We start from the raw sequence: 20,759 nt of genomic DNA, 5'->3' as shown, positions 1-20,759 counted from the left end.
TCTATTTATAACTGCGTTGTTTTAGCTCAACGAATTCAAATTCAAGATTTTCTTTGTGTAGGGTTTCTTCCAGTTTGCCATTCAGGCCTTTGTATTCCCAGGCAGCTACGTAAGAATACTCTTCGTCATTACGCAGGGCTTCCCCTTCTTCGGTTTGATATTCTTCGCGAAGATGGCAACCGGCAGACTCTTCCCGGTCGAGGGCATCTTGTGCCATCAATTCTGCCAACTCAAAGAAGTCGGCAACGCGGCCGGCAAATTCCAGATACTTGTTGTAATTATTTTTCTCACCCGGCACTTTCACGTTTTTCCAGAATTCTTCCCGGAGTTCGCGAATTTCTTCGATGGCCGATTTCAAGCCTTCTTCATTCCGGGCAATTCCGATCTTGTCCCAAACGATTTTACCCAACGTGCGATGGAAATCTACGATGGTTCGGTTACCATCAATATTCAGAAGTTTATCAATTTGGGCCTGTGCTGAGTTTTCTGCTTCAACAAAGGCTTCATGATCAGTACCATAGCGTTTGCCAGGCTCTTGTTTGGCCAGGTAATCACCAATGGTATAAGGCAGTACAAAATATCCGTCCGAAAGTCCCTGCATCAGTGCACTTGCTCCAAGGCGGTTCGCGCCGTGATCAGAGAAATTAGCCTCACCGGCTGCGTAAAGCCCCGGGATGGAAGTCTGTAGGTTGTAATCAACCCAAAGCCCCCCCATGGTGTAATGCACAGCAGGATAAATTCTCATGGGACGCTCATATGGATTCTCGCCTGCGATGTTTTCATACATTTCAAACAGATTTCCATACTTGGATTCGATGGTATCTCGTCCGTCTCGCTTAATGGCATCACGAAAATCGAGGTACACAGCCAGGCCTGTTTCTCCCACACCTAGTCCGTCATCACAAACCATCTTGGCATTACGAGAGGCCACATCACGCGGAACCAGGTTACCAAAACTTGGGTAGCGCTCTTCGAGATAGTAATATCGCTCGTCTTCAGGAATGTCATTAGGATGTCGGTCATCCCCCTTCTTCTTCGGTACCCAAACGCGACCGTCATTTCTGAGACTTTCACTCATAAGAGTCAATTTTGACTGATAGTCGCCGGAAACCGGAATACATGTTGGATGAACCTGAACGTAACATGGATTCGCAAAAGCAGCTCCTTTTTTGTGAGCTCTCCATGCGGCGGTTACGTTTGAATTTTTTGCGTTTGTTGAAAGATAGAATACGTTTCCATAGCCACCGGTAGCAAGCACAACAGCATCGGCTTCATACCTGTTTAGTTCACCGGAAACCAAATCACGGGTAATGATTCCGCGAGCCTGTCCGTCAATCACAACCACATCCAGCATTTCGTGGCGTGGATGGTATTTGATGTTTCCGTTGTGAACCTGACGCATCATCGCTTGGTAGGCCCCCAGCAAAAGCTGCTGTCCTGTTTGGCCACGAGCATAAAATGTCCGGGATACCTGAGCTCCACCGAACGAACGGTTGGCCAGGTTACCTCCGTATTCCCGTGCAAAAGGAACCCCCTGTGCTACGGCCTGGTCAATAATTTCATTCGACACCTGGGCAAGGCGGTACACATTAGATTCGCGTGAACGATAGTCACCGCCTTTGATGGTATCATAAAAAAGCCGCCAGATGCTATCGCCATCATTCGGATAGTTTTTGGCAGCATTAATTCCACCCTGAGCCGCGATACTGTGGGCGCGCCGGGCCGAATCCTGAATACAGAAGCTTCTTACGTTGTAGCCAAGCTCAGCAAAACTGGCTGCGGCTGCCCCACCGGCCAATCCGGTTCCTACTACAATAATTTCATACTTCCGCTTGTTATTGGGAGCCACCAACTTGATATCCTTGATGTGCTTATCCCACTTCTCTTGTAACGGTCCGCCGGGTACTTTTGAATCTAATTTCATAATCCTAAATCTATAGTCTTAAACTTAATCTCTTTAGTATGCGATGAGTGATCCTTGTCCGCCAGTCAGAAAAATGTACAGCGGGATAAAAATGAAGCCCAGCATTAGCACGATGGCAAAGATGTAAGCCCCAAGCTGAACTTTCTTGGAAGTTTCACCGTGTTTCATTCCCAGTGAGGTGAAAGCACTCCAGGCACCGTGAGAAAGGTGGAGAATAACCAGTGCAAGCACTGCTATATAACCAAATGCCACCAGTGGTTTCTGAAATTCAGCAATTACCAATGCTCTTAAATCACGAGCTTCTGTTGCACCCACCGATTCCAGTGCAATGGTTTCGGTCGGACCAAATTTAAAATGCCAGATATGAAATACCAGAAACACTAAAATGATAATTCCTGTCCAGATCATGCTTCGGGAAGCCAGTGATTGATGACTTGGCCCTCCTTTGGTTTGATATTTCGCATATCCCTCGGGACGGGCTTTTCTGCGCTGAAGCCAAATCGAAATACCTAAAATTGCATGGTAAAGAAAAAAGAATGCCAGGCCGGCTTCAATTACGTAAAGAAGAGGACCTAAACTTTCCAGTGTGTAAGTGTAAACGTTGAATGCTTGAGACTCTCCGAAAATGGTGAGGTTACCGACAAGGTGACCGATCAAAAACAACATGAGTCCGATACCCGTAATACCGGTCATGATTTTTCGGCCCACCTGAGAATTCAGTGCTTTAATAAGAGAAGGCATGTAATTGCGTCTTAAATAATTTCAATTTGTGCTAATAAAACAGTGGCTAACTGAGCTTAGTTTCAATTTTTAGTGAAACTTCAACAAAGCTTAACTGCGCCGTGAAAATCGCTTTTTCCAGTCTGAATAACAAGGCAGATTACTTCTAAATAAACCCTGAATGCTGATGCATTCTTCTAATTCCATTACGCCCATTTGTTTGCACAACCATGAATCGGCCGGCTCAGGTTTCTATTTAGAAATATGACTTTCGTTCTTTCTCCTGCTACCTTTGGCTGCATTATAAATCCAGAATATGTTTAGTATAAATAATTTTACCGAAAGCAGTTTTCGTGAGCGCGGCTCTAAGTTCCTGGGCTTTTTATTTCCGGCGGATTCTGAAGACTCATTTGCGGTTGAACTGGAAAAGCTCAAATCAAAATACCCTGATGCCACCCATCATTGCTACGGCTGGCGATTAAATCCGGCTCAACCCAAAGAATTCAGCACCGATGATGGTGAGCCTTCAGGTACGGCCGGGCTTCCTATACTGAATCAGCTTAGATCGTTCGAGGTTGTAAATGCGGGTATTGTAGTGGTTAGATATTATGGTGGCACTAAGCTGGGCAAGTCCGGTTTAATTGAAGCTTACGGGCTTGCAGCTAAGCAATGCCTCGAAAAGGCCTCTTTAGTTTCTATTAAACCGGTCCGGCTTTTTGAAGTTCAATATCACTACCCTGAAGAAAACACCATTCAACAGTTGATTAACAATTATGACTTAAAAATAATGGAATCGGAGTACCTGGAAAAGGTCATACTAAAAGTTGCTTGTCCCATAAAAACAGCGCCCGGATTCGAGAAAGAGCTATCCGGAATGGAACACCTGAATATTACTTCTCAAAAACTGGGGGAACATTTCATTCCCGGTTAAGAAACTTACGCTTCAAACCCCTATTTTCTAAAAAAAGGATGTTATGAAAATATATACCAAGAAAGGCGATAGCGGAAATACTTCCTTGTTTGGCGGGCAGCGTGTTTCCAAAAGCTCCAAGCGTATCGATGCCTACGGTACCGTGGATGAACTGAACTCCATTTTAGGAATGGCAGCGGCTCACGGTTTATCTGAGAAGGGTGCTGAACTTATTAAAACCGTTCAGCAGCAGCTTTTTGTATTGGGAGCTGACCTTGCAACCCCGCAATCCAAAGAAGTGCGCATTGAACGTATCGGTCATTCGGAAGTCGAATTTCTGGAAAAAGCCATTGATGAAATGGAGGAAACCTTAGAACCTCTCAAGAATTTCATTTTACCGGGTGGCGCCGAGGCCGGAGCTGCCTTACATTTTGCCCGCACGGTTTGCAGACGGGCTGAACGTATTACAGTAGAGTGCCGGCATGAAGAAGAAATTTCAGAAGTGGCCATCATGTATATTAATCGCCTCTCTGATTTTCTTTTTGTACTGGCTCGGTTTGAAAACAAAGAAGCCGGAACGGAAGAAAAAACCTGGATTCCAGCCCGATAAGTATGTCCCTGACCAATAAGGCCAAAGCGTACATCCGCAAGCATCACGAAAAGAAAAGTGCTGCCGAAATTGCTGAAAAACTGAATCAGGATAAGAAAGACGTACAGGCCTATATCGATGAAATAAGCGAGCCCCTTCCGTTTAAAAAGAAGGCCGCTTTCTATGCTATTACCCTATCTATCCCTGTTCTGTTTTTTGTGGTTTTAGAGGTGGTTTTACGCGGGGTCGATTATATGGGAAATACGGAATTGTTCATCGATCCGAATATTCCGCAGGGTGAATACTATATGCCCAACCCAAACTTTGCTGCCCGCTACTTCTTCTACACCAAAACCATTCCCAACCCTTCTTCTGATGTGTTTTTACAGGAAAAACCGGAAAATGGCTTTCGGGTTTTTGCCATGGGTGGTTCCAGTGCAGCAGGATATCCTTATGGTTATAACGGTACCTATTCCCGGGTCGTAAGTGATATGCTTTCCGACGCCATGCCCGACCGCAAGGTGGAAGTGGTGAACGTTGCAACCTCGGCCATCAGCACCTACACCCTTTTCGATCAGGTGGATGAGATTCTGGAACAGCAACCGGATGCCATCATGATTTATGCCGGACATAATGAATTTTACGGTGCTCTTGGTGTTGGTTCCAACGAAAACCTGGGGGCTTTTCCGGGGTTTGTTCGGTTTTTCTTAAAACTTCAGCGTTTCAAAACTTTCATGCTGCTGCGGGAGATGATTGTGAATTCCGGACAATGGCTCGCCTCCGCCCTCAGCAACGAGCAGCCTGCAACGGGTACTCTGATGGAGCGCATTATCAGCGATCAATCCATAGAACTGAACGGACCCGAATATGAACTGGCTATGATTCAGTTTCGGAGTAACATGAAAGCGATCATTCAAAGATTTGCCGATGCGGATGTACCGGTTTACCTCTCAACCATAGCCAGCAATGTTAAAGACCAGCCGCCTTTTGTGTCTATTGATGAGGATCAAAATCCGCCTGCGGACGAAATTTATGGTACTGCTCAATCATTATATCAGAACGGCGATACCGCATCTGCTAAAGAGCAATTTGAATATGCCAAAGATCTGGACGGACTGAAATTCCGAGCTCCCTCTGATATCAATAAAATCATTAACTCACTTCCTGACTCTTATCCCAGTACAACATTGGTTCCGGTCCATGATGCTTTTGAAGATGCCTCACCGGATGGCATCATCGGAAATAACCTGATGCTGGAACACCTTCACCCCAATCAGGAGGGATATTTTTTAATGGGCAGAAGTTTTGCCGAATCTCTGCTTGGTGATTTAACAGATCAAGGCATAACCTCTGCGGATAATCTGAATCCCGGCTCCTATTATGATGAGATGTATATCTCTGATTTCGACAATAGGATTGTTCACCACCGGTTGCGTACTTTGAAACAAGGGTTTCCTTTTGTGATTGACGGAACCGATAATCCTTATCAATTCAGTTATGACCCCGAGGGAATCGTTGACAGCCTCGCTTTTGGTGTGGTACACAAGAATATCCGCTGGGATGCGGCTAAAGTAGAGCTGGGTAATTATTACAAGAATCAGGGAATGACCGACAAAGCCCTGCTGGAATATAAAGGCTTGATTAGAAATCAGCCCTGGAACGACTCTCCTTATGTTTATGCTGCGCGGATGCTAATTAATCAAAATAATTTTACGGACGCAGAACCATATTTAAGAAAAGCATACGAATTGGCTCCGCGTGAGGCATTCACCACTAAGATGCTAGGGTCTATCGAACTGAACAAAGGCAATGCGGAAGAAGCGATCCGTTTTCTGGAAGAATCCCGGCAAATCAACCCTAAAGACCCGCAGATGTTGTATAATCTTTCCGGAGCCTATGGGACCAATCGTGAATTTGAAAAAGCGCTGGAAATTGCGAACCGCGTTATCGAGCTGAACCCCAATTATCCGGGCATTCAGCAATGGAAACAGCAACTCGAAAGAATTATAAACTCAAGAAGAAACTAATTCATCATGGCATTAATGATATCCGTCTCGGGCATTCGGGGCATATTTGGAACCGACCTTACCCCTCAAAATTTAACCCGATTTACAGCCGCCTACGGAACCTGGCTGAAAGGAGGAACGGTAGTTTTGGGTCGGGATTCCCGCGTTACCGGAAAGATTTGTGAAGACATCATCGCAGCCACCCTGGCATCCGTTGGTTGTGATGTCATTAAGGTAGGCGTGGTACCTACTCCCACCGTTGCGATGGGAGTTCTGAAACACAAGGCTGCCGGTGGAATCATTATTTCTGCCAGTCATAACCCGGCTCAGTGGAATGCCCTCAAATTATTGAACAACAAAAGTGAATTCCTGGATGCCGATCAGGGCCATGAGGTGATTCGCATTTCGGAGAGTGAGCAGTTTGAATATCAGCCTTACGACAAAATCGGTGTTATACGGGAAGATAAGGATTTGCTGGATCATCACATCGATAAGATATTGGACCTTCCATACATCCATGCAGATAAAATCGCTGCCAGAAATTTCTCGGTTGCAGTGGATGCCGTGAACGGCGCAGGTTCAGAAGCCATCCCGCGTTTATTGGAAAGAATCGGGGTAAAAACAGTGCATAAAATCCATTGTACTCCCAATGGGTTGTTCCCTCACAACCCGGAGCCTTTACCTGAGCATCTCACCGAAATTTGTGAGTTGGTAAAAGAGAAGAAGGCTGATTTAGGAGTTGTAACCGATCCCGATGCCGACCGGCTGGCACTGGTAGATAACAACGGGAAGCTTTTTGGGGAAGAATACACTCAAGCAGCGGCGTTCGATTTTATTTTGAGCAAAAAAGCCGGTCCTTGCGCCACTAACTTATCCTCTTCCCGGGTCTCTGATGATGTTGCGCGTGAGTACGACCAAACCTGCTATCGGTCTGCAGTAGGCGAAATTAACGTAGTTAAAGTGATGCAGGAACAGGAAGCTGTGATTGGCGGTGAAGGAAATGGCGGGGTGATTTGCCCCGATCTGCATTACGGTCGGGACGCTTTGGTTGGCATTGCGATGGTGTTGCAGCTGCTTACCGAGAAAGACATGAGCTCCTCCGATTACAGAGCAACACTGCCTGATTACTTTATGAGTAAGAATAAAATCCAGCTGGATGAGCTGGGCAAAGATGCCGATGAAGTACTCGAAATGGTGAAGGAACACTTCTCAAGCCTTGAGCCCAACATGGTTGATGGCGTTAAGATAGACTTTGCAGAAGGCTGGGTTCATCTTAGAAAATCCAATACCGAACCCATTATCCGGATTTATTCTGAAGGAAAATCACCGGAAGCGGCCAAGGCTTTTGCCGATAAAATCTTTGATTTACTGAAGTGATAGTCTGCCCCTGCAGTTTATAAAATAATATTTAATTACCCGGTTCGGATAAATCGAGGCTGTTTTAGTTTGGAGAAACCAAATCGGTCTCTTTCATTGTTCTAAATGGTGTACATACAACACCTGGTTTATCTGAAGAAAAAAAGGAACAGCATAGAGAAAAGAAATAGAAAACCGGGAAGCATGAGATAAAGTCGCCAGCCTGATTCTCGAGAAAGAAGAAGTATCTGGTATAGGAGTAGATAAGCTGCTTGAGAAGACTGAATCTGACAAAACACAATAATCTGTTACCAAATTAATTCTTACTATTAGTGAGAATAGCGAATTTAAAAACAACCGTTGTGAAAACTAACCTGACTTTCCTCGTAGTATTTATGGTGGCTTTAAGCAGCCATGCTTTTGCGCAGAATACCGATACTTTAGAGCAAGAGCTACCTGATGATGTCGTTTATACGCAGCAGGACGTAGCCATCTTTTCGGATATCATCCGGAAATTTGAGCCCAAAAAAGATCAGCCTATCCATAAGCTGATCCCGGATATCGGGCGGTATTTTTTGGGGAATGAGTATGTCGCTTTTGCCCTGGAAGTAACCGATGAAGAAAAGCTGATTGTCAATTTGAGGGATTTGGACTGTACTACCTATGCGGAGCACCTGTTGGCCCTGGCACGAACGTTAAAATCTAATCAGGCTACCTTCAAACAATACACACATGAACTTGAAAAAATCCGGTATCGTGATGGTAAAAAAGGTGATTATCCTACCCGTCTACACTATTTCAGCGACTGGATTTATAACAACGCTGCCAACAACCTGGTAACTACTCCCGCCGACAGTTTTGGAGCGCCACTGGATGTGGAAGTCAATTTCATGTCAACCCACCCGGACAGTTACAAACACCTTCAACGAAACCCTGCTTTCATTTCTGTTGTTGCTGAGCAGGAGAAGGAAATCTCCGGTAAAGATTATTTCTACATCCCCAAGGAACAAATTGATGAGAAAATGCATCTGTTACGTGAGGGAGACATCATAGGGCTTACAACCAGCATAGAAGGCCTGGATGTAGCTCACGTTGGTGTTCTGGTAGAAGTAAATGGCAAACTGCACCTGATGCATGCATCCCAATCGAACCTGAAGGTTGAAGTTTCTGATGAGCCACTGAGTTCCTTCCTCAAACCAAATTCAAAAAACACCGGAATCATGATTGCACGTCCGGTAGATAATTTAAATTGATTTAAACAATCTCAAGAATGCTTACCTGGAAAGACCTTAAAGATTTTGCAAAAAATGGCAATCCCGATCCAAGCCGCAGAGTTGAGAAGACCGAGGAAGAATGGAAACAGGAACTCACGGATGAACAATTCTCTATCACCCGGTTGAAAGGAACGGAACGTCCCGGCTCCAGCGACATGTGCTATCGGTTTGATCCCGGCTTATATGCCTGCGTTTGCTGCGGAACCGAACTTTTTGACGGGACTTCTAAATTTGAAAGCGGCTCGGGCTGGCCTTCTTTTACCCAACCCGTAGAAGAAAATGCCGTGAAATATGAAATGGATACCTCACACGGTATGGTACGGATCGAGGCTCTTTGCAATGTGTGTGATGCTCATCTGGGGCACGTTTTTCCGGACGGACCTGAACCCAGCGGATTGAGGTACTGTATGAATGCAGTTAGCCTGGAACTTGTAGAAGAGGCTTAATTAAAGGCAGCAGCTAATCTTTTATTTTTTTGAGATCTCTAATCTCATAAATAATCTCTTCATCAGCTGTCATTTCATTTATATCTATAAATAGCCTTTCTGGATATCCAAATTTAGGATGGTATTTAACAGATATTGAAGCAGCTATATCCCCATATTCTTCAATCAGATCAAAGGCTTGGTCAATAGTTATCGCATTTCTTAATGCAAATTCATCATACTCATCCGTTCTTTTAGAATCATAACTTATTTTTTGAACGGAATCAGCTATGATTAGTGTGGTGTATTCTAAACCAAGACATTCGCAAATTCTTTGCTGGACGATTTGATAATCAGATAATTGGTAAGCCTGCCAGCGTTCTCTTGGATCTTGAATTTCGCTGAAATCTTCGTCGATCGAAACCGTAACAATACCATTTTCAGCATTGCAGGATGTAATTAAGAATACCAAACAAATGGATAGAAACACCCTCATAAGTATCTCCTTTTAAGATGAAAGTATAATTAAAACTTACCAGGGATTCTCTAAGTCTTCCTTAGAATAAGTATGATCCCTGAAATGAAACATACTCCCTTTGGTGTCTTTGAGCAACAGAGGGTCATTCCCAAATAATCGAAACAACAGTGCAATGGGAGTCACTATAAGGTAATAAACCAATGAAAGTAGCACCCGGGAATTGAACCAACCCAATCCCTCTGCCAGTTTATACCAGCCCCATACCATTCGATTACCGATGGGCGGAACAAAAGACAACAGCCCAACAGCTAACGCCAGATAAGCAATGTGCTCGCTGTCAAAAATTGCCGCAAGCACCAAAAGTCCCGTTACCATCACCAATTGGGTTTTGGGGGTAGCAGGGTCTTTTTCAATGAATTCAAGAGATCGGGGTTCCAGCATATTAAAACAGGGTATAAATGAATGGAGCAATAGATGAACCGCCACCAATCACGATTAAAAATCCAAGCAGAAGCAGCACGATTATCACCGGAGCCAGCCAGAATTTTTTCCGCTGCTTCATGAAATTCCATAAGTCCTTCAGTGTTTCCATATATCAGTCATTTTCAAATGTAATTTCTTTCTCCCATTCGGGCTGATCAGCTTTATCAAAAACATAATTGCCGACCACAAGATAATCCATTTCTGTGTTCATAAAACAACGATATGCATCTTCCGGTGTACAAACAATGGGTTCTCCCCTCACGTTAAAACTGGTGTTAACCAACATTCCCGCTCCCGTCAGCTCCTTAAATGCATTCAACAGCTCCCAGTATCTCGGGTTGGTTTCTTTGTGAACCGTTTGAATACGGGCAGAAAAATCGATGTGGGTGATAGCCGGGAAATCAGATCGCTGATAGGCCAGCTTTTCCCGAAGTGGAAGGTTGTGATAGCTCTCCGGAAGCTCGTTACGATGCTCTTCTTTCACTTCCTGAACCAAGAGCATGTAAGGTGAGTCTGATTTCAACTCGAAATACTTCCCGGCATCTTCAGCCAGCACCGACGGTGCAAACGGCCTGAACGATTCCCGGTATTTAATCTTCAGATTCAATTTTTTCTGCATGTCGGCATTGCGCGGATCTCCGAGAATAGATCGGGCACCTAATGCCCGCGGACCGAATTCCATGCGCCCCTGAAACCATCCAACAACATCTCCGTTATCCAGCCATTCTGCCACTTTGGGGTAGAGCTCAGAATCATCCAGTTTTTTATAAACCGGTTTATATTTTTTGGTCTGCTGCAGAATTTCAAATTCATGATAATCCGGCCCCAGATAGCTGCCCTGCATAGCATCAGGTTTTTGAAGACCCCTGCTCTTTCCAAAATAAATATAATGACCTGCTAATGCTGCACCCACCGATCCGCCTGCATCTCCGGCTGCCGGCTGAATGAAGATCTCGTCAAAAACACCTTCATTTTGAATTACTCCGTTAGCCACACAATTAAGAGCTACTCCGCCAGCAAGACAAAGGTTCTTTGAACCTGTCAAGCGCCGGGCTTCCTGCACCATTTTCAGCACTACTTCTTCCGTTACTATCTGAATGGCCAGAGCAAGGTTTGCCTCATGCTGCTGCAGTTCTGCTTCTTCCTCCCTCTTCGGAAATCCGAATAACTCCTCCCATTTCTTTTCTTTCACCATTCTGAGTCCGGTAGCGTAATCGAAATAATCCTGATTCAGGTAAATTGAGCCATCTCCGTTGAGCTCAATCAAATCTGTTTTAATTTTAGAGATGTATTCCTCTACCATTTTGGAATCCGGATTTCCATAAGGAGCTAAGCCCATGAGTTTATATTCACCGGAGTTCACCCTGAATCCCAAATAATAAGTGAAAGCTGAATACAATAATCCCAGAGAATGCGGGAAAGTTAACTCGCGATGTATGGTAATTTCCGAACCTTTTCCGGAGCAAATTGAAGCCGTGGCCCACTCTCCCACCCCGTCGATCGTCAAAATAGCTGATTCTTCAAAAGGGGATGGATAAAATGCACTGGCAGCGTGACTCAAATGATGTTCAGGAAATAGGAGCTTTAACTCTTTTCGGTCATACTCTCCAATCTTAGCCAGCTCCTCGTGCATTACCCGTTTCATAAACATCTTTTCCTTTAACCAAACGGGCATAGCGGTTATAAAAGACTTCACCCCTCGCGGTGCGAAAGAAAGGTAGGTTTCCAACAGGCGTTCAAACTTCAGCAAGGGCTTATCATAGAAAGCTATGGCATCCAGTTCACTGAGCTTGATGTCAGCAAAATCGAGACAAAACCGGATGGCATGAGACGGAAATCCTTCATCATGTTTTTTTCGGGTGAACCGCTCTTCCTGGGCTGCAGCTACAATTCTGCCGTCCTGAATAATACAAGCCGCCGAATCATGATAAAAAGCTGAAATTCCTAAAATAGTCATATCAAAAATTGAGTGGCTGCCAAGATAACAAAACTTCCCTTTCCTTGAATGGATTAGTGGTGAGTGATAGGTGATATGGTGATAAAGTGATGAGTGGGGTCATCTTGAGGATACCTCCGAAAGATCCATACCTGAACTACTTACCATGTCAGGTTTGATTTACGAATTTTCCACATCACCACATCACCACATCACCACATCACCACATCACCACATCACCACATCACCACATCACCACATCACCATATCACCATATCACCATATCACCACATCACCCCATCACTTCATCACCCCATCACTCCCAATTCGAGTAAAGTTTTTAAAGGGGCTATACTTTCGTATTTTCTCGCTCAATTTTCATCATCAAGATTATCATGATTATATCAATGACCGGCTTTGGCCGCGGAGAAGCCTCTGAAAACGGCATCACGGCCACGGTTGAAATCAAATCACTAAACAGTCGCTATCTGGATCTTAGTATTCGCCTCCCCCAGCGTTTGCAAGACAAAGAACTGCAGGTTAAGGAGCTGGTTCAGAAAACGATTAATCGTGGTAAGCTTAATATCACGGTTTATTTGTCGGAATCAGAAACGGGTGAGCCTTCCATCAAAGTGGATGAAAAGAAAGTGAAAGGTTACTCGCGGATTTTGGATACTTTAAGGGAGGCAGCCGGTATTTCAGATCCCATATCCATCAAAGACATAACCCAGTTTGGGGATGTTTTTATTAATGAGGAAGAAGACGAAGAAGTACTTGAGCAAAAATGGGAAGTAGTTGAACAGGCACTTTCAGAAGCCATAGAATCTCTTCTTAAAATGCGAACTCAGGAAGGCAGTCAGCTTAAAAATGACCTGGTGGATCGAATCGAGTTTATCGATGAAAATCTCGAAATCATTACCAAAGAAACGGCAGGGAGAGCAAAAGACACTCGCGATAAGCTGCTGGAGCGAATCAACAACCTGATTGAGGAAGACAAAATTGACCCGGAACGCCTTGAATTGGAAGTGGCTGTTCTTGTAGATAAGATGGATGTAACGGAGGAGATTGTACGCCTGCGTTCACACCTCAAATTTTTTATTGAAGCTGTGGAACAACCCGAACCGGCCGGCCGAAGACTCAATTTCCTGACCCAGGAAATTAACCGGGAGCTGAATACCATTGGTTCCAAAGCCAACAACTCTGACATTGCCCAGTACGTTGTAAAATGCAAAGAAGCGCTGGAGCAAATCCGTGAACAAGTTCAAAACGTCGAATAAAATAGATGTAAGACACAAGATGTAAGAAAACTTTTCTTACATCTTGTGTCTTAAGTCTTAGTACAACTATCTATGAAAAAAGGTAAAGTCATCATTTTAGTCGCACCCAGCGGAGGCGGAAAAACGACCCTCGCGCGCCGGCTTTTCAAAGAGTTTGAAGATCTCAAGTTCTCAGTTTCAGCAACCACCCGCCCCCCAAGGGAAGGCGAAGTGGAAGGAAAACACTATTATTTCCTTTCTGAGGCTGATTTTGACCAGAAAAAAGCTAACGGTGAGTTTCTGGAATGGGAGGAATTTTATGGCGGAAAGAAATACGGCACACTGCGTTCTGAAGTTGATAAAAAACTAAATTCAGGCTATTTTGTTCTGCTTGACATCGAAGTAAAAGGTGCGGTGAACATAAAGAAAATTTACGGAGACGAAAGTCTTAGTTTATTTATTAAACCGCCTTCAATAGATGTTTTGAAGCAGCGCTTGCTTGCCCGCGGAACCGAAGATGATGAAACACTGGCTTTGCGGCTCGAACGCGCCAAAGAAGAACTTACATATGCTGATCAATTCGATCAGGTTATTATAAATGACAATTTGGATACGGCTTATGCAGAGGTTAAGAAAGCCGTTGTCGAATTCATGAATCAAAACTGATACCATCCATGGCAGTCCAAACATTAGACATTGAAAAACTGAAATTCAAAACAGGTAACAAATATGAGTTACTTGTGATCCTTTCCAAGAGAGCACGCCAGATTGCAGCTCAGGAAAAATTAGAACTGGACGAAAAACTTCAGTACTTCGAAGGATTTGAAGAAGAAGACGAGTTTTCTTTCAACGAAGAGCAGGAGAACATCTCCAAAGCCTTCGAAAAACTTCCACACGCCACTCAGCGTGCTATTGTGGAAATGCAGGAAGACCAAATTTATTACCGACATCCTGAAAAAGAGGATTAATCATGCTCTCCGGTAAACGCATCATTCTTGGTGTTACCGGAGGAATTGCAGCCTATAAAGCTGCTTTTTTACTCAGAGAATTTCAAAAAGCGGGAGCCGAAGTCCGCGTCACCATGACGCCTTCAGCCACCCGCTTTGTTGGTTTAGAGACGTTCGCCTCCCTGTCTGCCCATGAAGTTGCCGTAGATATTTTCCCCGATGAAGGTGATTCCAGCGATTGGACCCGCCATATTAACTGGGGCGAATGGGCCGATCTTTTCGTGATTGCTCCCTGTACGGCCAACACACTCGCTAAAATCGCTACCGGCCTATCTGACAATATGCTCACCAGCACCGTGTTAGCTGCCCGTTGTCCAATACTGATTTGCCCGACCATGGACGGTGAGATGTATGAATCGCCCGGAGTTTCTGATAACCTGAAAAAGGTACAGAAAAATGGATATCATGTTTTAGAGCCGGAATCCGGTTACCTTGCCAGCGGATTAGAAGGAAAAGGGCGCTTACCTGAAATAGAATCCATCCTCGAAAAAGCTTCTGATATCATTGGATCGATAAAAGGTCCATTAGAAGGAAAAAAAGTGATCGTTACAGCTGGTCCAACCCGGGAGCATATTGACCCGGTTCGATTTATATCCAATCCAAGTTCTGGGAAAATGGGCGTAGCTATGGCGGAGGCTGCTCAAAACCTCGGCGCAGATGTAACGTTGATACACGGCCCTCTTTCAATTCCCACTCCGGAAGGCATCCACTCTGTTAAAATTACCAGCACAGCCGATTTATTTAATACTGTTAAGCAATTTGCCGCTGCAGATGTGATCATCATGGCTGCTGCTGTTTCTGACTTCACCCCGGAAGAAGTACACAACAATAAAGTGAAGAAAGATAAAGCCGGCAATGAGATTAAGCTTAAGCGAACAACGGATATTTTATCCTGGCTGGGTGAGCATAAACAAGACGGACAGGTTCTGATCGGTTTTGCTATGGAAACCGAAAACCTCATCGAAAACGCCACTTCCAAGCTCAATAAGAAAAATGCCGATTTTATCATCGCCAACTCTCTGAACGATAAAGATGCCGGTTTTGAAGCGGAAACCAATGCCGTTAATCTGTTGAGTAAAAACTCCGAACAAAAATTTCAGGGAAGCAAAAAAGATATTTCCATCGAGATTCTGAATACGATTTTTAGAAGCGGTGATTGATCAGGTGATGAATGGTGTCACCTTGAACATGCCTCCGAAAGATCCCGCTTGAGCAGATTAGCATACCAGATTTGATTTTTGAATTCTAAAAATCACCCTATCACTTAATCACCTAATCACTCACACCTTTGATCTAATTCAAGTGCCCGCTTGGATGGACTTTAGCTACAACTGTTTTGATTTAGCATCGCACAAGTGGACATTTGCGCTATTCCTCGCTTGGTTTATGAATTGTTCATACCGTCATCACCCCACCACCCTATCACCTCATCACCACATCACCTCATCACCTCATCACTCACACATCCACTTATAAACCCGGTAGGTTTTGGCAATCTCACAACCCAATGCCTCCAGGCTTCGGCGCATGATCCAGTTCTTTTCGCTAACAAATCCGCCCTCCAGTATTTTTAGATTTGGATAGTGTTCCCGGGTCCACCTAAAACCTTCAATAAACACCAATGCTTCCAGACCTCTTCCCCGAAATCGAGGGTCCGTTCCGAAAGCCAGGGGCCTGAATTTTTGAGCTCTTTTTTTGAAGCCAATTAAATGATAAAGCTGCCACCACTTCAGAGTACCCCCTGTTTTAGCTGAAATTTCATGTAAATCAGGAACGCTAACGAGGAATGAAGCCGGCTCTCCATGTACAAAAGCAATCGGTGACGTTTCCGGCATTAGCACAGGCTTCAGCTTCTTGATCATTTGTCGGATCGTTTGCTGAGTGACACCGATGAACTCTTCCTCCCTTTCTCCAACTACCTGATCACTGAAAGCCCGGTTGTAGATCTGACGAATCATCTCTCCGTCCCGCTGCAAGTTCTTCTTATCAATCGGGCGGACTTCAACATGATCTTTTGATTTCAATCGCTCTGTTATTTTCAGCAAACGTTCGGGCAACGGCTGTTCTAAATCCAGCTGGTACATGTATACATCATCAAATTTTTCGGGATTAGTTTCTTCAATCAGCTTTTCGTAGTACTCCTGATGATACAGCATTCCGTATACATTGTGATCTTCAAACCCGCTGATCTGAATTCCCCAGAAGGTGTCGTTCTCCCCGAAATTAATGGGGCCCCGAAATCCGGCATAGCCTCTATCCCGATGCCAATTCTTTGCAAAACTGATCATTGATCCGGCAATCCCCGGGATATTCTGCATCTCAATAAAGCCGATTCCACCCAGCTTTGGATCATATCGCTCATCTTTTTCCGGATCAGTAAAAACCGCAAACCGTCCCACAAAATCACCATTCTTCAGAACCAGAAATCGCTCACATTCCCCACCTTTCCGAAACCGTTCGTTTTTCTTTCGACTGAATACATTTTCCAATTCAAACCGAAAAGGCGGCCGATACCATTTATTATCTTTGTTGAGCCGTTCGGGAAGCCGGTGAAAAGCGTTTATATGTTGTTGAGTTTCAATTTTTTGAATCTGAAAAGACATATCTTTTTTTCAGCAGAAGTTTATAGATTCAGCCTAAGGTAAATCTAAGAAGTTAAGAACCCAACCCGGTTTATGCTGGACAAGAAAAAAGGGAAGAAGTTAGTCACAGTTTTGCTGGTACTGTCATGTATTGTAAGCGGAATTATCCTCGCATCTTCACCTGATTACAAGAACTATCAAATTGAAAACACCCGTGAACTCGACTCGCTTCTGAGTGTTCACATTCAGGATGCTCAAATCAAGGCTGAGCAAATCAGAGTATCGGACATAAGAATTGACACCATCTTTACCCGAAAGGCATATCGTATTGAAGTACCATCAAGATTCTCAAAAACACTTTTTCATGTAGATTTGCATAAGGATTTGTTTAAATATGATATACAAGCACCGGCCAAAGTGCATTTCCCTTCTTACGATATGGATATTTATGTTTATGATCAGGGAACGGTTTTAAGAACCCTCCGTTTAACCACTAATCCCGAACTTGACAGTTTAGCCACCCCAAAAGAATAACATGCCCGACCGATCTACCCTTTTGAAACGATTTGAGCTTAAGGAGTTTCCACAGCCTGAAATGGTACAGCTTAAATACCCTGTGTTTATGTGCCATGGCTATGGTGCTATAGGTTCTGTAATTAAATCGGGTCCCATGCACGACCCTTGCATGGATATTCGTGCACACGGAGTGCCTGCTATCGCCCCTAATGTGGTCCCTTATGCCCGGATAGAAACACGAGCTGAAAACTGGGTTTTACTCATCGAAAAATTTTGTGAAGAGTTCGGTTGTGAAAAGGTGAATGTGGTTTCTCACAGCATGGGCGGACTTGATATGCGATGTGCCCTGTCCAAACTGGAAATTGCTCACCGGGTGGAAAGCCTGACTACTATCGCAACGCCCCACCACGGTTCCAGCCTGGCTGATTTGGTGTTGAAAGCTCCGGAATTGGTTACTGAAAAACTGAGTGAAATGTTCGATTGGTTTGGGGATAACATGTACCCCAAAACCAAAAGTGATGCTCTTGGTTCACTCGAGCAACTTACCTGTGGTTATGTAACTGATGTTTTCAATCCCGATCACCCTGACGCTGAAGAAGTAGACTATTACTCCTATTCAGCTGCAGTAGGAAAGGGAACTAAGTTTTCTATCAACCCCATGTTAAAATTTCAGAATAACCAGATTTTTGACAAGGAAGGCGAGAACGATGCTTTTGTATCTGTTGAAAGTGCAAAATGGGGAACACACCTTGAAACGGTTCCTCTTTCTCATTTGGCTCAAATGCACTTACAAATGAATAAGGAGTCGCAAAAAATTTATGAGAAATTCTGGCTGAATCTATTGAAAAGATTAGCTAAAAACGGGCATTGATCATTCACAACAATATTTGGCATTATAGCCTGTATTCTTTGACCTCTTCTGTCTTCTCCTTATCAAGGAGAAGGACGCTTTTAAGGGATTTATTTCAAGATTAAGATTTGAATTAAAAGAGGCACGGCAAACTCCTCTCTTTGCGGAGTAGAGATTAAGAGACCGAAAATGTAGCTATTGGGAAACGTTGTGGAAAGGAAGCACGCGTCGGCATCTCAAATTTTTCGTTCCGACGCGGAGCGTCAGAACAAGGTTCAATAAGTGATCTTTTACTATTTCAAGACTCTCTCTGGTTAAGACGCTCTGCGTCGTAACCGGCTACTAAATCAGGTAGGGAGTAGCTTTACCTACCCTTGAAGGTCACTGTCTTCTTTATCCTCTAACAGATCATAAGCGGTAAGGTCATATTGGATGGGCGTAACCGAAGCAAGCCCTTCATTCAGTACATGGATATCCGAATCTTTTCCTTCGTCCAGCAATTCGAATTTACCGGTCAGCCAGTAGTAGGCTCTGTTGAAAGGATCCGTTCGGCTTTCGTATTCCTCAACGTATCGGCTATCGGCTTGTCGGGTCCATTTGATGCCGGTAAACTCGCCGGCAGGAGCGTTTACATTCAGGGTAACTCCTGTTGGCAATCCATTTTTCAATACATGTTTAATTACACGCCGTGCGGCTTCCTGACATCCCCGGAGGTTGGCATCTTCATTAAATTCGGTACAACTGACGGCAATAGATGGATATCCCAAAATGGTTCCCTCCGTGGCAGCACTCACGGTTCCCGAATACATGATATTGATACCTGCATTACTTCCATGATTGATTCCGCTCACTACTAAATCCGGCTTCCGGTCTAAAAGCTGTCCATGAGCCAGTTTCACACAATCCGCCGGTGTTCCGTTAACGGCTTCTCCCTCAAACTTATCAGCCACAGTGAACTTGCTTGATCGGAGTGGAACCTGAATGGTAATGGAGTGCCCAACGGCACTTTGCTCTTTATCAGGTGCAACTATATATACATCACCAAATTCGGCTGCTACTTCAGCGAGCGCTTTGATACCAGGTGAGAAAATTCCATCATCATTACTAACTAAAATAAAAGGTCGCTCTTTTGAATCGCTCATCCGCCGTACTGTTCTTCTTCGTTTGGAAAATCTTTGCTTTTAACGTCTTTGATGTAATTTTGAACCGCGTCGGTCATCATCGAATTCAAATCTGCATATCTTCTCAGGAATCGAGGGTTAAATTCTTTATTCAGACCGAGCATGTCATGGATTACGAGCACCTGCCCGTCACATCCGGCTCCGGCTCCGATTCCAATAGTCGGAATTGAAATTTCTTCCGTGACCCTTGCAGCAAGATTAGCAGGAATTTTTTCTAATACGATTGAAAAACATCCGGCTTCTTCGAGTAACCTGGCATCGCGAATTAGTTCCTCGGCTTCCTGCTCTTCGGTGGCACGAACTTTATATGTTCCGAATTTATAGATGCTTTGCGGGGTCAATCCCAAATGGCCCATTACAGGAATTCCGGCTTCTACAATTTTCTTCACTGAATTGATGATCGGTTTTCCGCCCTCCATTTTAATAGCGTGAGCTCCGGCCTCCTTCATCATCCGTCCTGCACTAATCAAAGCTTCTTTGGTGGTTACCTGATAACTCATAAAGGGTAAGTCTGCTATCACCAAAGCCCGATCCACACCGCGAACTACGCATGAGGTGTGATAAATCATGTGATCAAGGGTCATAGGAACCGTAGTTTCATGACCGGCCATCACGTTACTGGCCGAGTCTCCAACCAAAATGATATCAATGCCCGCCTGATCGATAATCTGAGCCATGGTAAAATCATAGGCGGTAAGCATGGAAATCTTCTCGCCTTTTCTCTTCATATCCACCACGGTTTGAGTGGTGATCTTTACCGGGCGGTCTGAACTTTTTTGAGTGCTCATGCCTTATCCTTCGGCACCAATGCGGCCGATGCTTCCAGTTCGCAAGCAACTTCACCGTCAACAGTGGCCTTACCCTTCATGGTTACAAAATTCCGGCGCATCGATCCCATTTCAACTTCAAGAATCAGCTGATCTCCGGGTACTACCTGTCGTCTGAACTTACAGTTGTTGATGCCGGTAAACACCATCAGCGTCTCATCCGGATTTTCCGCTTTTTGTGTCATCAGCATGATAGCACCGGCCTGAGCCAATGCTTCAACCTGTAATACCCCAGGCATAATTGGCTGACCCGGAAAGTGCCCGTTAAAAAACTCTTCGTTGGCCGTTACGTTCTTGAGGGCTTTAATGCTTTCTTCTTGAACTTCCAGCACGCGGTCTACAAGTAAAAAAGGATATCGGTGAGGGAGAACTTTTTTGATGTCTTCTATCTTCATAAAATGTTTGTTTTAACTGCCACTAAAGCTCTAAAGCACCAAGT

Annotated in this window: 22 protein-coding genes; 12 read left to right on the top strand and 10 right to left on the bottom strand. The window is 44.4% G+C overall.

All coding sequences use genetic code 11. The features are described 5' to 3' along the window. Position 1: 1 nt before the first annotated feature. Both ABFW99_RS03980 and ABFW99_RS03975 read right to left on the bottom strand, forming a co-directional pair. Positions 2–1,924 carry a fumarate reductase/succinate dehydrogenase flavoprotein subunit gene (locus ABFW99_RS03980; protein WP_349354647.1) on the bottom strand — a complete coding sequence of 641 codons (1,923 nt, stop codon included), beginning with the start codon at positions 1,922–1,924 and terminating at the stop codon, positions 2–4. Between the two features lie 33 nt (positions 1,925–1,957). Continuing rightward, a complete protein-coding gene (locus ABFW99_RS03975) occupies positions 1,958–2,665 on the bottom strand; it encodes a succinate dehydrogenase cytochrome b subunit (protein WP_349354646.1) in 708 nt (235 codons plus the stop codon). Positions 2,666–2,960: 295 nt separating this feature from the next. On the opposite strand from ABFW99_RS03975, the gene ABFW99_RS03970 reads away from it, so the two are divergent. From ABFW99_RS03970 to msrB, 6 genes are all read left to right on the top strand, one after another. Next, positions 2,961–3,575, top strand: coding sequence for an IMPACT family protein (locus ABFW99_RS03970; protein ID WP_349354645.1), 615 nt, complete (start codon positions 2,961–2,963; stop codon positions 3,573–3,575). A 43-nt stretch (positions 3,576–3,618) separates the two neighbouring features. Beyond that, on the top strand, positions 3,619–4,164 hold the full coding sequence (locus tag ABFW99_RS03965; RefSeq protein ID WP_349354644.1) for a cob(I)yrinic acid a,c-diamide adenosyltransferase: 546 nt from the start codon (positions 3,619–3,621) through the stop codon (positions 4,162–4,164). A gap of 2 nt (positions 4,165–4,166) precedes the next feature. After that, positions 4,167–6,170, top strand: coding sequence for a tetratricopeptide repeat protein (locus ABFW99_RS03960; RefSeq protein WP_349354643.1), 2,004 nt, complete (start codon positions 4,167–4,169; stop codon positions 6,168–6,170). A 6-nt stretch (positions 6,171–6,176) separates the two neighbouring features. Beyond that, positions 6,177–7,526 carry a phosphoglucosamine mutase gene (glmM, locus tag ABFW99_RS03955; RefSeq protein ID WP_349354642.1) on the top strand — a complete coding sequence of 450 codons (1,350 nt, stop codon included), beginning with the start codon at positions 6,177–6,179 and terminating at the stop codon, positions 7,524–7,526. A 341-nt stretch (positions 7,527–7,867) separates the two neighbouring features. Further along, a complete protein-coding gene (locus ABFW99_RS03950; protein WP_349354641.1) occupies positions 7,868–8,758 on the top strand; it encodes an N-acetylmuramoyl-L-alanine amidase-like domain-containing protein in 891 nt (296 codons plus the stop codon). A gap of 17 nt (positions 8,759–8,775) precedes the next feature. Further along, complete coding sequence (gene msrB, locus ABFW99_RS03945) at positions 8,776–9,225, top strand: peptide-methionine (R)-S-oxide reductase MsrB (RefSeq protein ID WP_349354640.1); 450 nt, start codon at positions 8,776–8,778, stop codon at positions 9,223–9,225. Between the two features lie 13 nt (positions 9,226–9,238). Here msrB and ABFW99_RS03940 read toward each other — a convergent pair whose 3' ends face one another. The 4 genes from ABFW99_RS03940 to ABFW99_RS03925 are packed head-to-tail and all read right to left on the bottom strand — an operon-like array spanning position 9,239 to position 12,122. Then, positions 9,239–9,700: a DUF6174 domain-containing protein gene (locus ABFW99_RS03940; protein WP_349354639.1), complete on the bottom strand. Its 462-nt coding sequence runs from the start codon at positions 9,698–9,700 to the stop codon at positions 9,239–9,241. Positions 9,701–9,736: 36 nt separating this feature from the next. Next, positions 9,737–10,123: an SxtJ family membrane protein gene (locus tag ABFW99_RS03935; RefSeq protein WP_349354638.1), complete on the bottom strand. Its 387-nt coding sequence runs from the start codon at positions 10,121–10,123 to the stop codon at positions 9,737–9,739. Position 10,124: 1 nt separating this feature from the next. Then, positions 10,125–10,274 (bottom strand): DUF5989 family protein, encoded by a 150-nt coding sequence (locus tag ABFW99_RS03930; protein WP_020403364.1) that lies wholly within the window; start codon positions 10,272–10,274, stop codon positions 10,125–10,127. A 3-nt stretch (positions 10,275–10,277) separates the two neighbouring features. Further along, positions 10,278–12,122 (bottom strand): carbamoyltransferase family protein, encoded by a 1,845-nt coding sequence (locus ABFW99_RS03925; protein ID WP_349354637.1) that lies wholly within the window; start codon positions 12,120–12,122, stop codon positions 10,278–10,280. 374 nt (positions 12,123–12,496) lie between these two features. On the opposite strand from ABFW99_RS03925, the gene ABFW99_RS03920 reads away from it, so the two are divergent. The 4 genes from ABFW99_RS03920 to coaBC all read left to right on the top strand — a co-directional run bounded on the left by ABFW99_RS03920 (position 12,497) and on the right by coaBC (position 15,524). Beyond that, positions 12,497–13,378, top strand: coding sequence for a YicC/YloC family endoribonuclease (locus ABFW99_RS03920; RefSeq protein WP_349354636.1), 882 nt, complete (start codon positions 12,497–12,499; stop codon positions 13,376–13,378). 72 nt (positions 13,379–13,450) lie between these two features. Beyond that, positions 13,451–14,023 (top strand): guanylate kinase, encoded by a 573-nt coding sequence (gmk, locus tag ABFW99_RS03915; RefSeq protein ID WP_349354635.1) that lies wholly within the window; start codon positions 13,451–13,453, stop codon positions 14,021–14,023. 8 nt (positions 14,024–14,031) lie between these two features. Next, positions 14,032–14,325: a DNA-directed RNA polymerase subunit omega gene (locus ABFW99_RS03910; RefSeq protein ID WP_349354634.1), complete on the top strand. Its 294-nt coding sequence runs from the start codon at positions 14,032–14,034 to the stop codon at positions 14,323–14,325. 2 nt (positions 14,326–14,327) lie between these two features. Further along, complete coding sequence (gene coaBC / locus ABFW99_RS03905) at positions 14,328–15,524, top strand: bifunctional phosphopantothenoylcysteine decarboxylase/phosphopantothenate--cysteine ligase CoaBC (protein ID WP_349354633.1); 1,197 nt, start codon at positions 14,328–14,330, stop codon at positions 15,522–15,524. Between the two features lie 294 nt (positions 15,525–15,818). On the opposite strand, the gene ABFW99_RS03900 is transcribed toward coaBC, so the two are convergent. Beyond that, the gene (locus ABFW99_RS03900) at positions 15,819–16,967 is read right to left on the bottom strand and encodes a hypothetical protein (protein WP_349354632.1); all 1,149 of its coding nucleotides are present in this window, start codon (positions 16,965–16,967) and stop codon (positions 15,819–15,821) included. 72 nt (positions 16,968–17,039) lie between these two features. Here ABFW99_RS03900 and ABFW99_RS03895 point away from each other — a divergent pair, with 72 nt between their 5' ends. Continuing rightward, complete coding sequence (locus tag ABFW99_RS03895; RefSeq protein ID WP_349354631.1) at positions 17,040–17,480, top strand: hypothetical protein; 441 nt, start codon at positions 17,040–17,042, stop codon at positions 17,478–17,480. Between the two features lies 1 nt (position 17,481). Then, positions 17,482–18,333, top strand: a complete 852-nt coding sequence (locus ABFW99_RS03890; RefSeq protein ID WP_349354630.1) for an esterase/lipase family protein — start codon at positions 17,482–17,484, stop codon at positions 18,331–18,333. Positions 18,334–18,680: 347 nt separating this feature from the next. Here ABFW99_RS03890 and surE read toward each other — a convergent pair whose 3' ends face one another. The 3 genes from surE to fabZ are packed head-to-tail and all read right to left on the bottom strand — an operon-like array spanning position 18,681 to position 20,715. Next, positions 18,681–19,454, bottom strand: a complete 774-nt coding sequence (gene surE, locus ABFW99_RS03885) for a 5'/3'-nucleotidase SurE (RefSeq protein WP_349354629.1) — start codon at positions 19,452–19,454, stop codon at positions 18,681–18,683. Next, complete coding sequence (panB, locus tag ABFW99_RS03880) at positions 19,451–20,281, bottom strand: 3-methyl-2-oxobutanoate hydroxymethyltransferase (RefSeq protein WP_349354628.1); 831 nt, start codon at positions 20,279–20,281, stop codon at positions 19,451–19,453. The genes surE and panB overlap by 4 nt, the downstream gene beginning before the upstream one ends. Further along, positions 20,278–20,715, bottom strand: a complete 438-nt coding sequence (gene fabZ / locus ABFW99_RS03875; protein WP_349354627.1) for a 3-hydroxyacyl-ACP dehydratase FabZ — start codon at positions 20,713–20,715, stop codon at positions 20,278–20,280. The genes panB and fabZ overlap by 4 nt, the downstream gene beginning before the upstream one ends. Positions 20,716–20,759: the final 44 nt, after the last annotated feature.

Source organism: Gracilimonas sp. BCB1 (assembly GCF_040117685.2).
Lineage (GTDB): Bacteria > Bacteroidota > Rhodothermia > Balneolales > Balneolaceae > Gracilimonas.
Note: the sequence above shows the minus strand (reverse complement) of the source record. Positions and strands in the feature narration are given on the sequence as shown.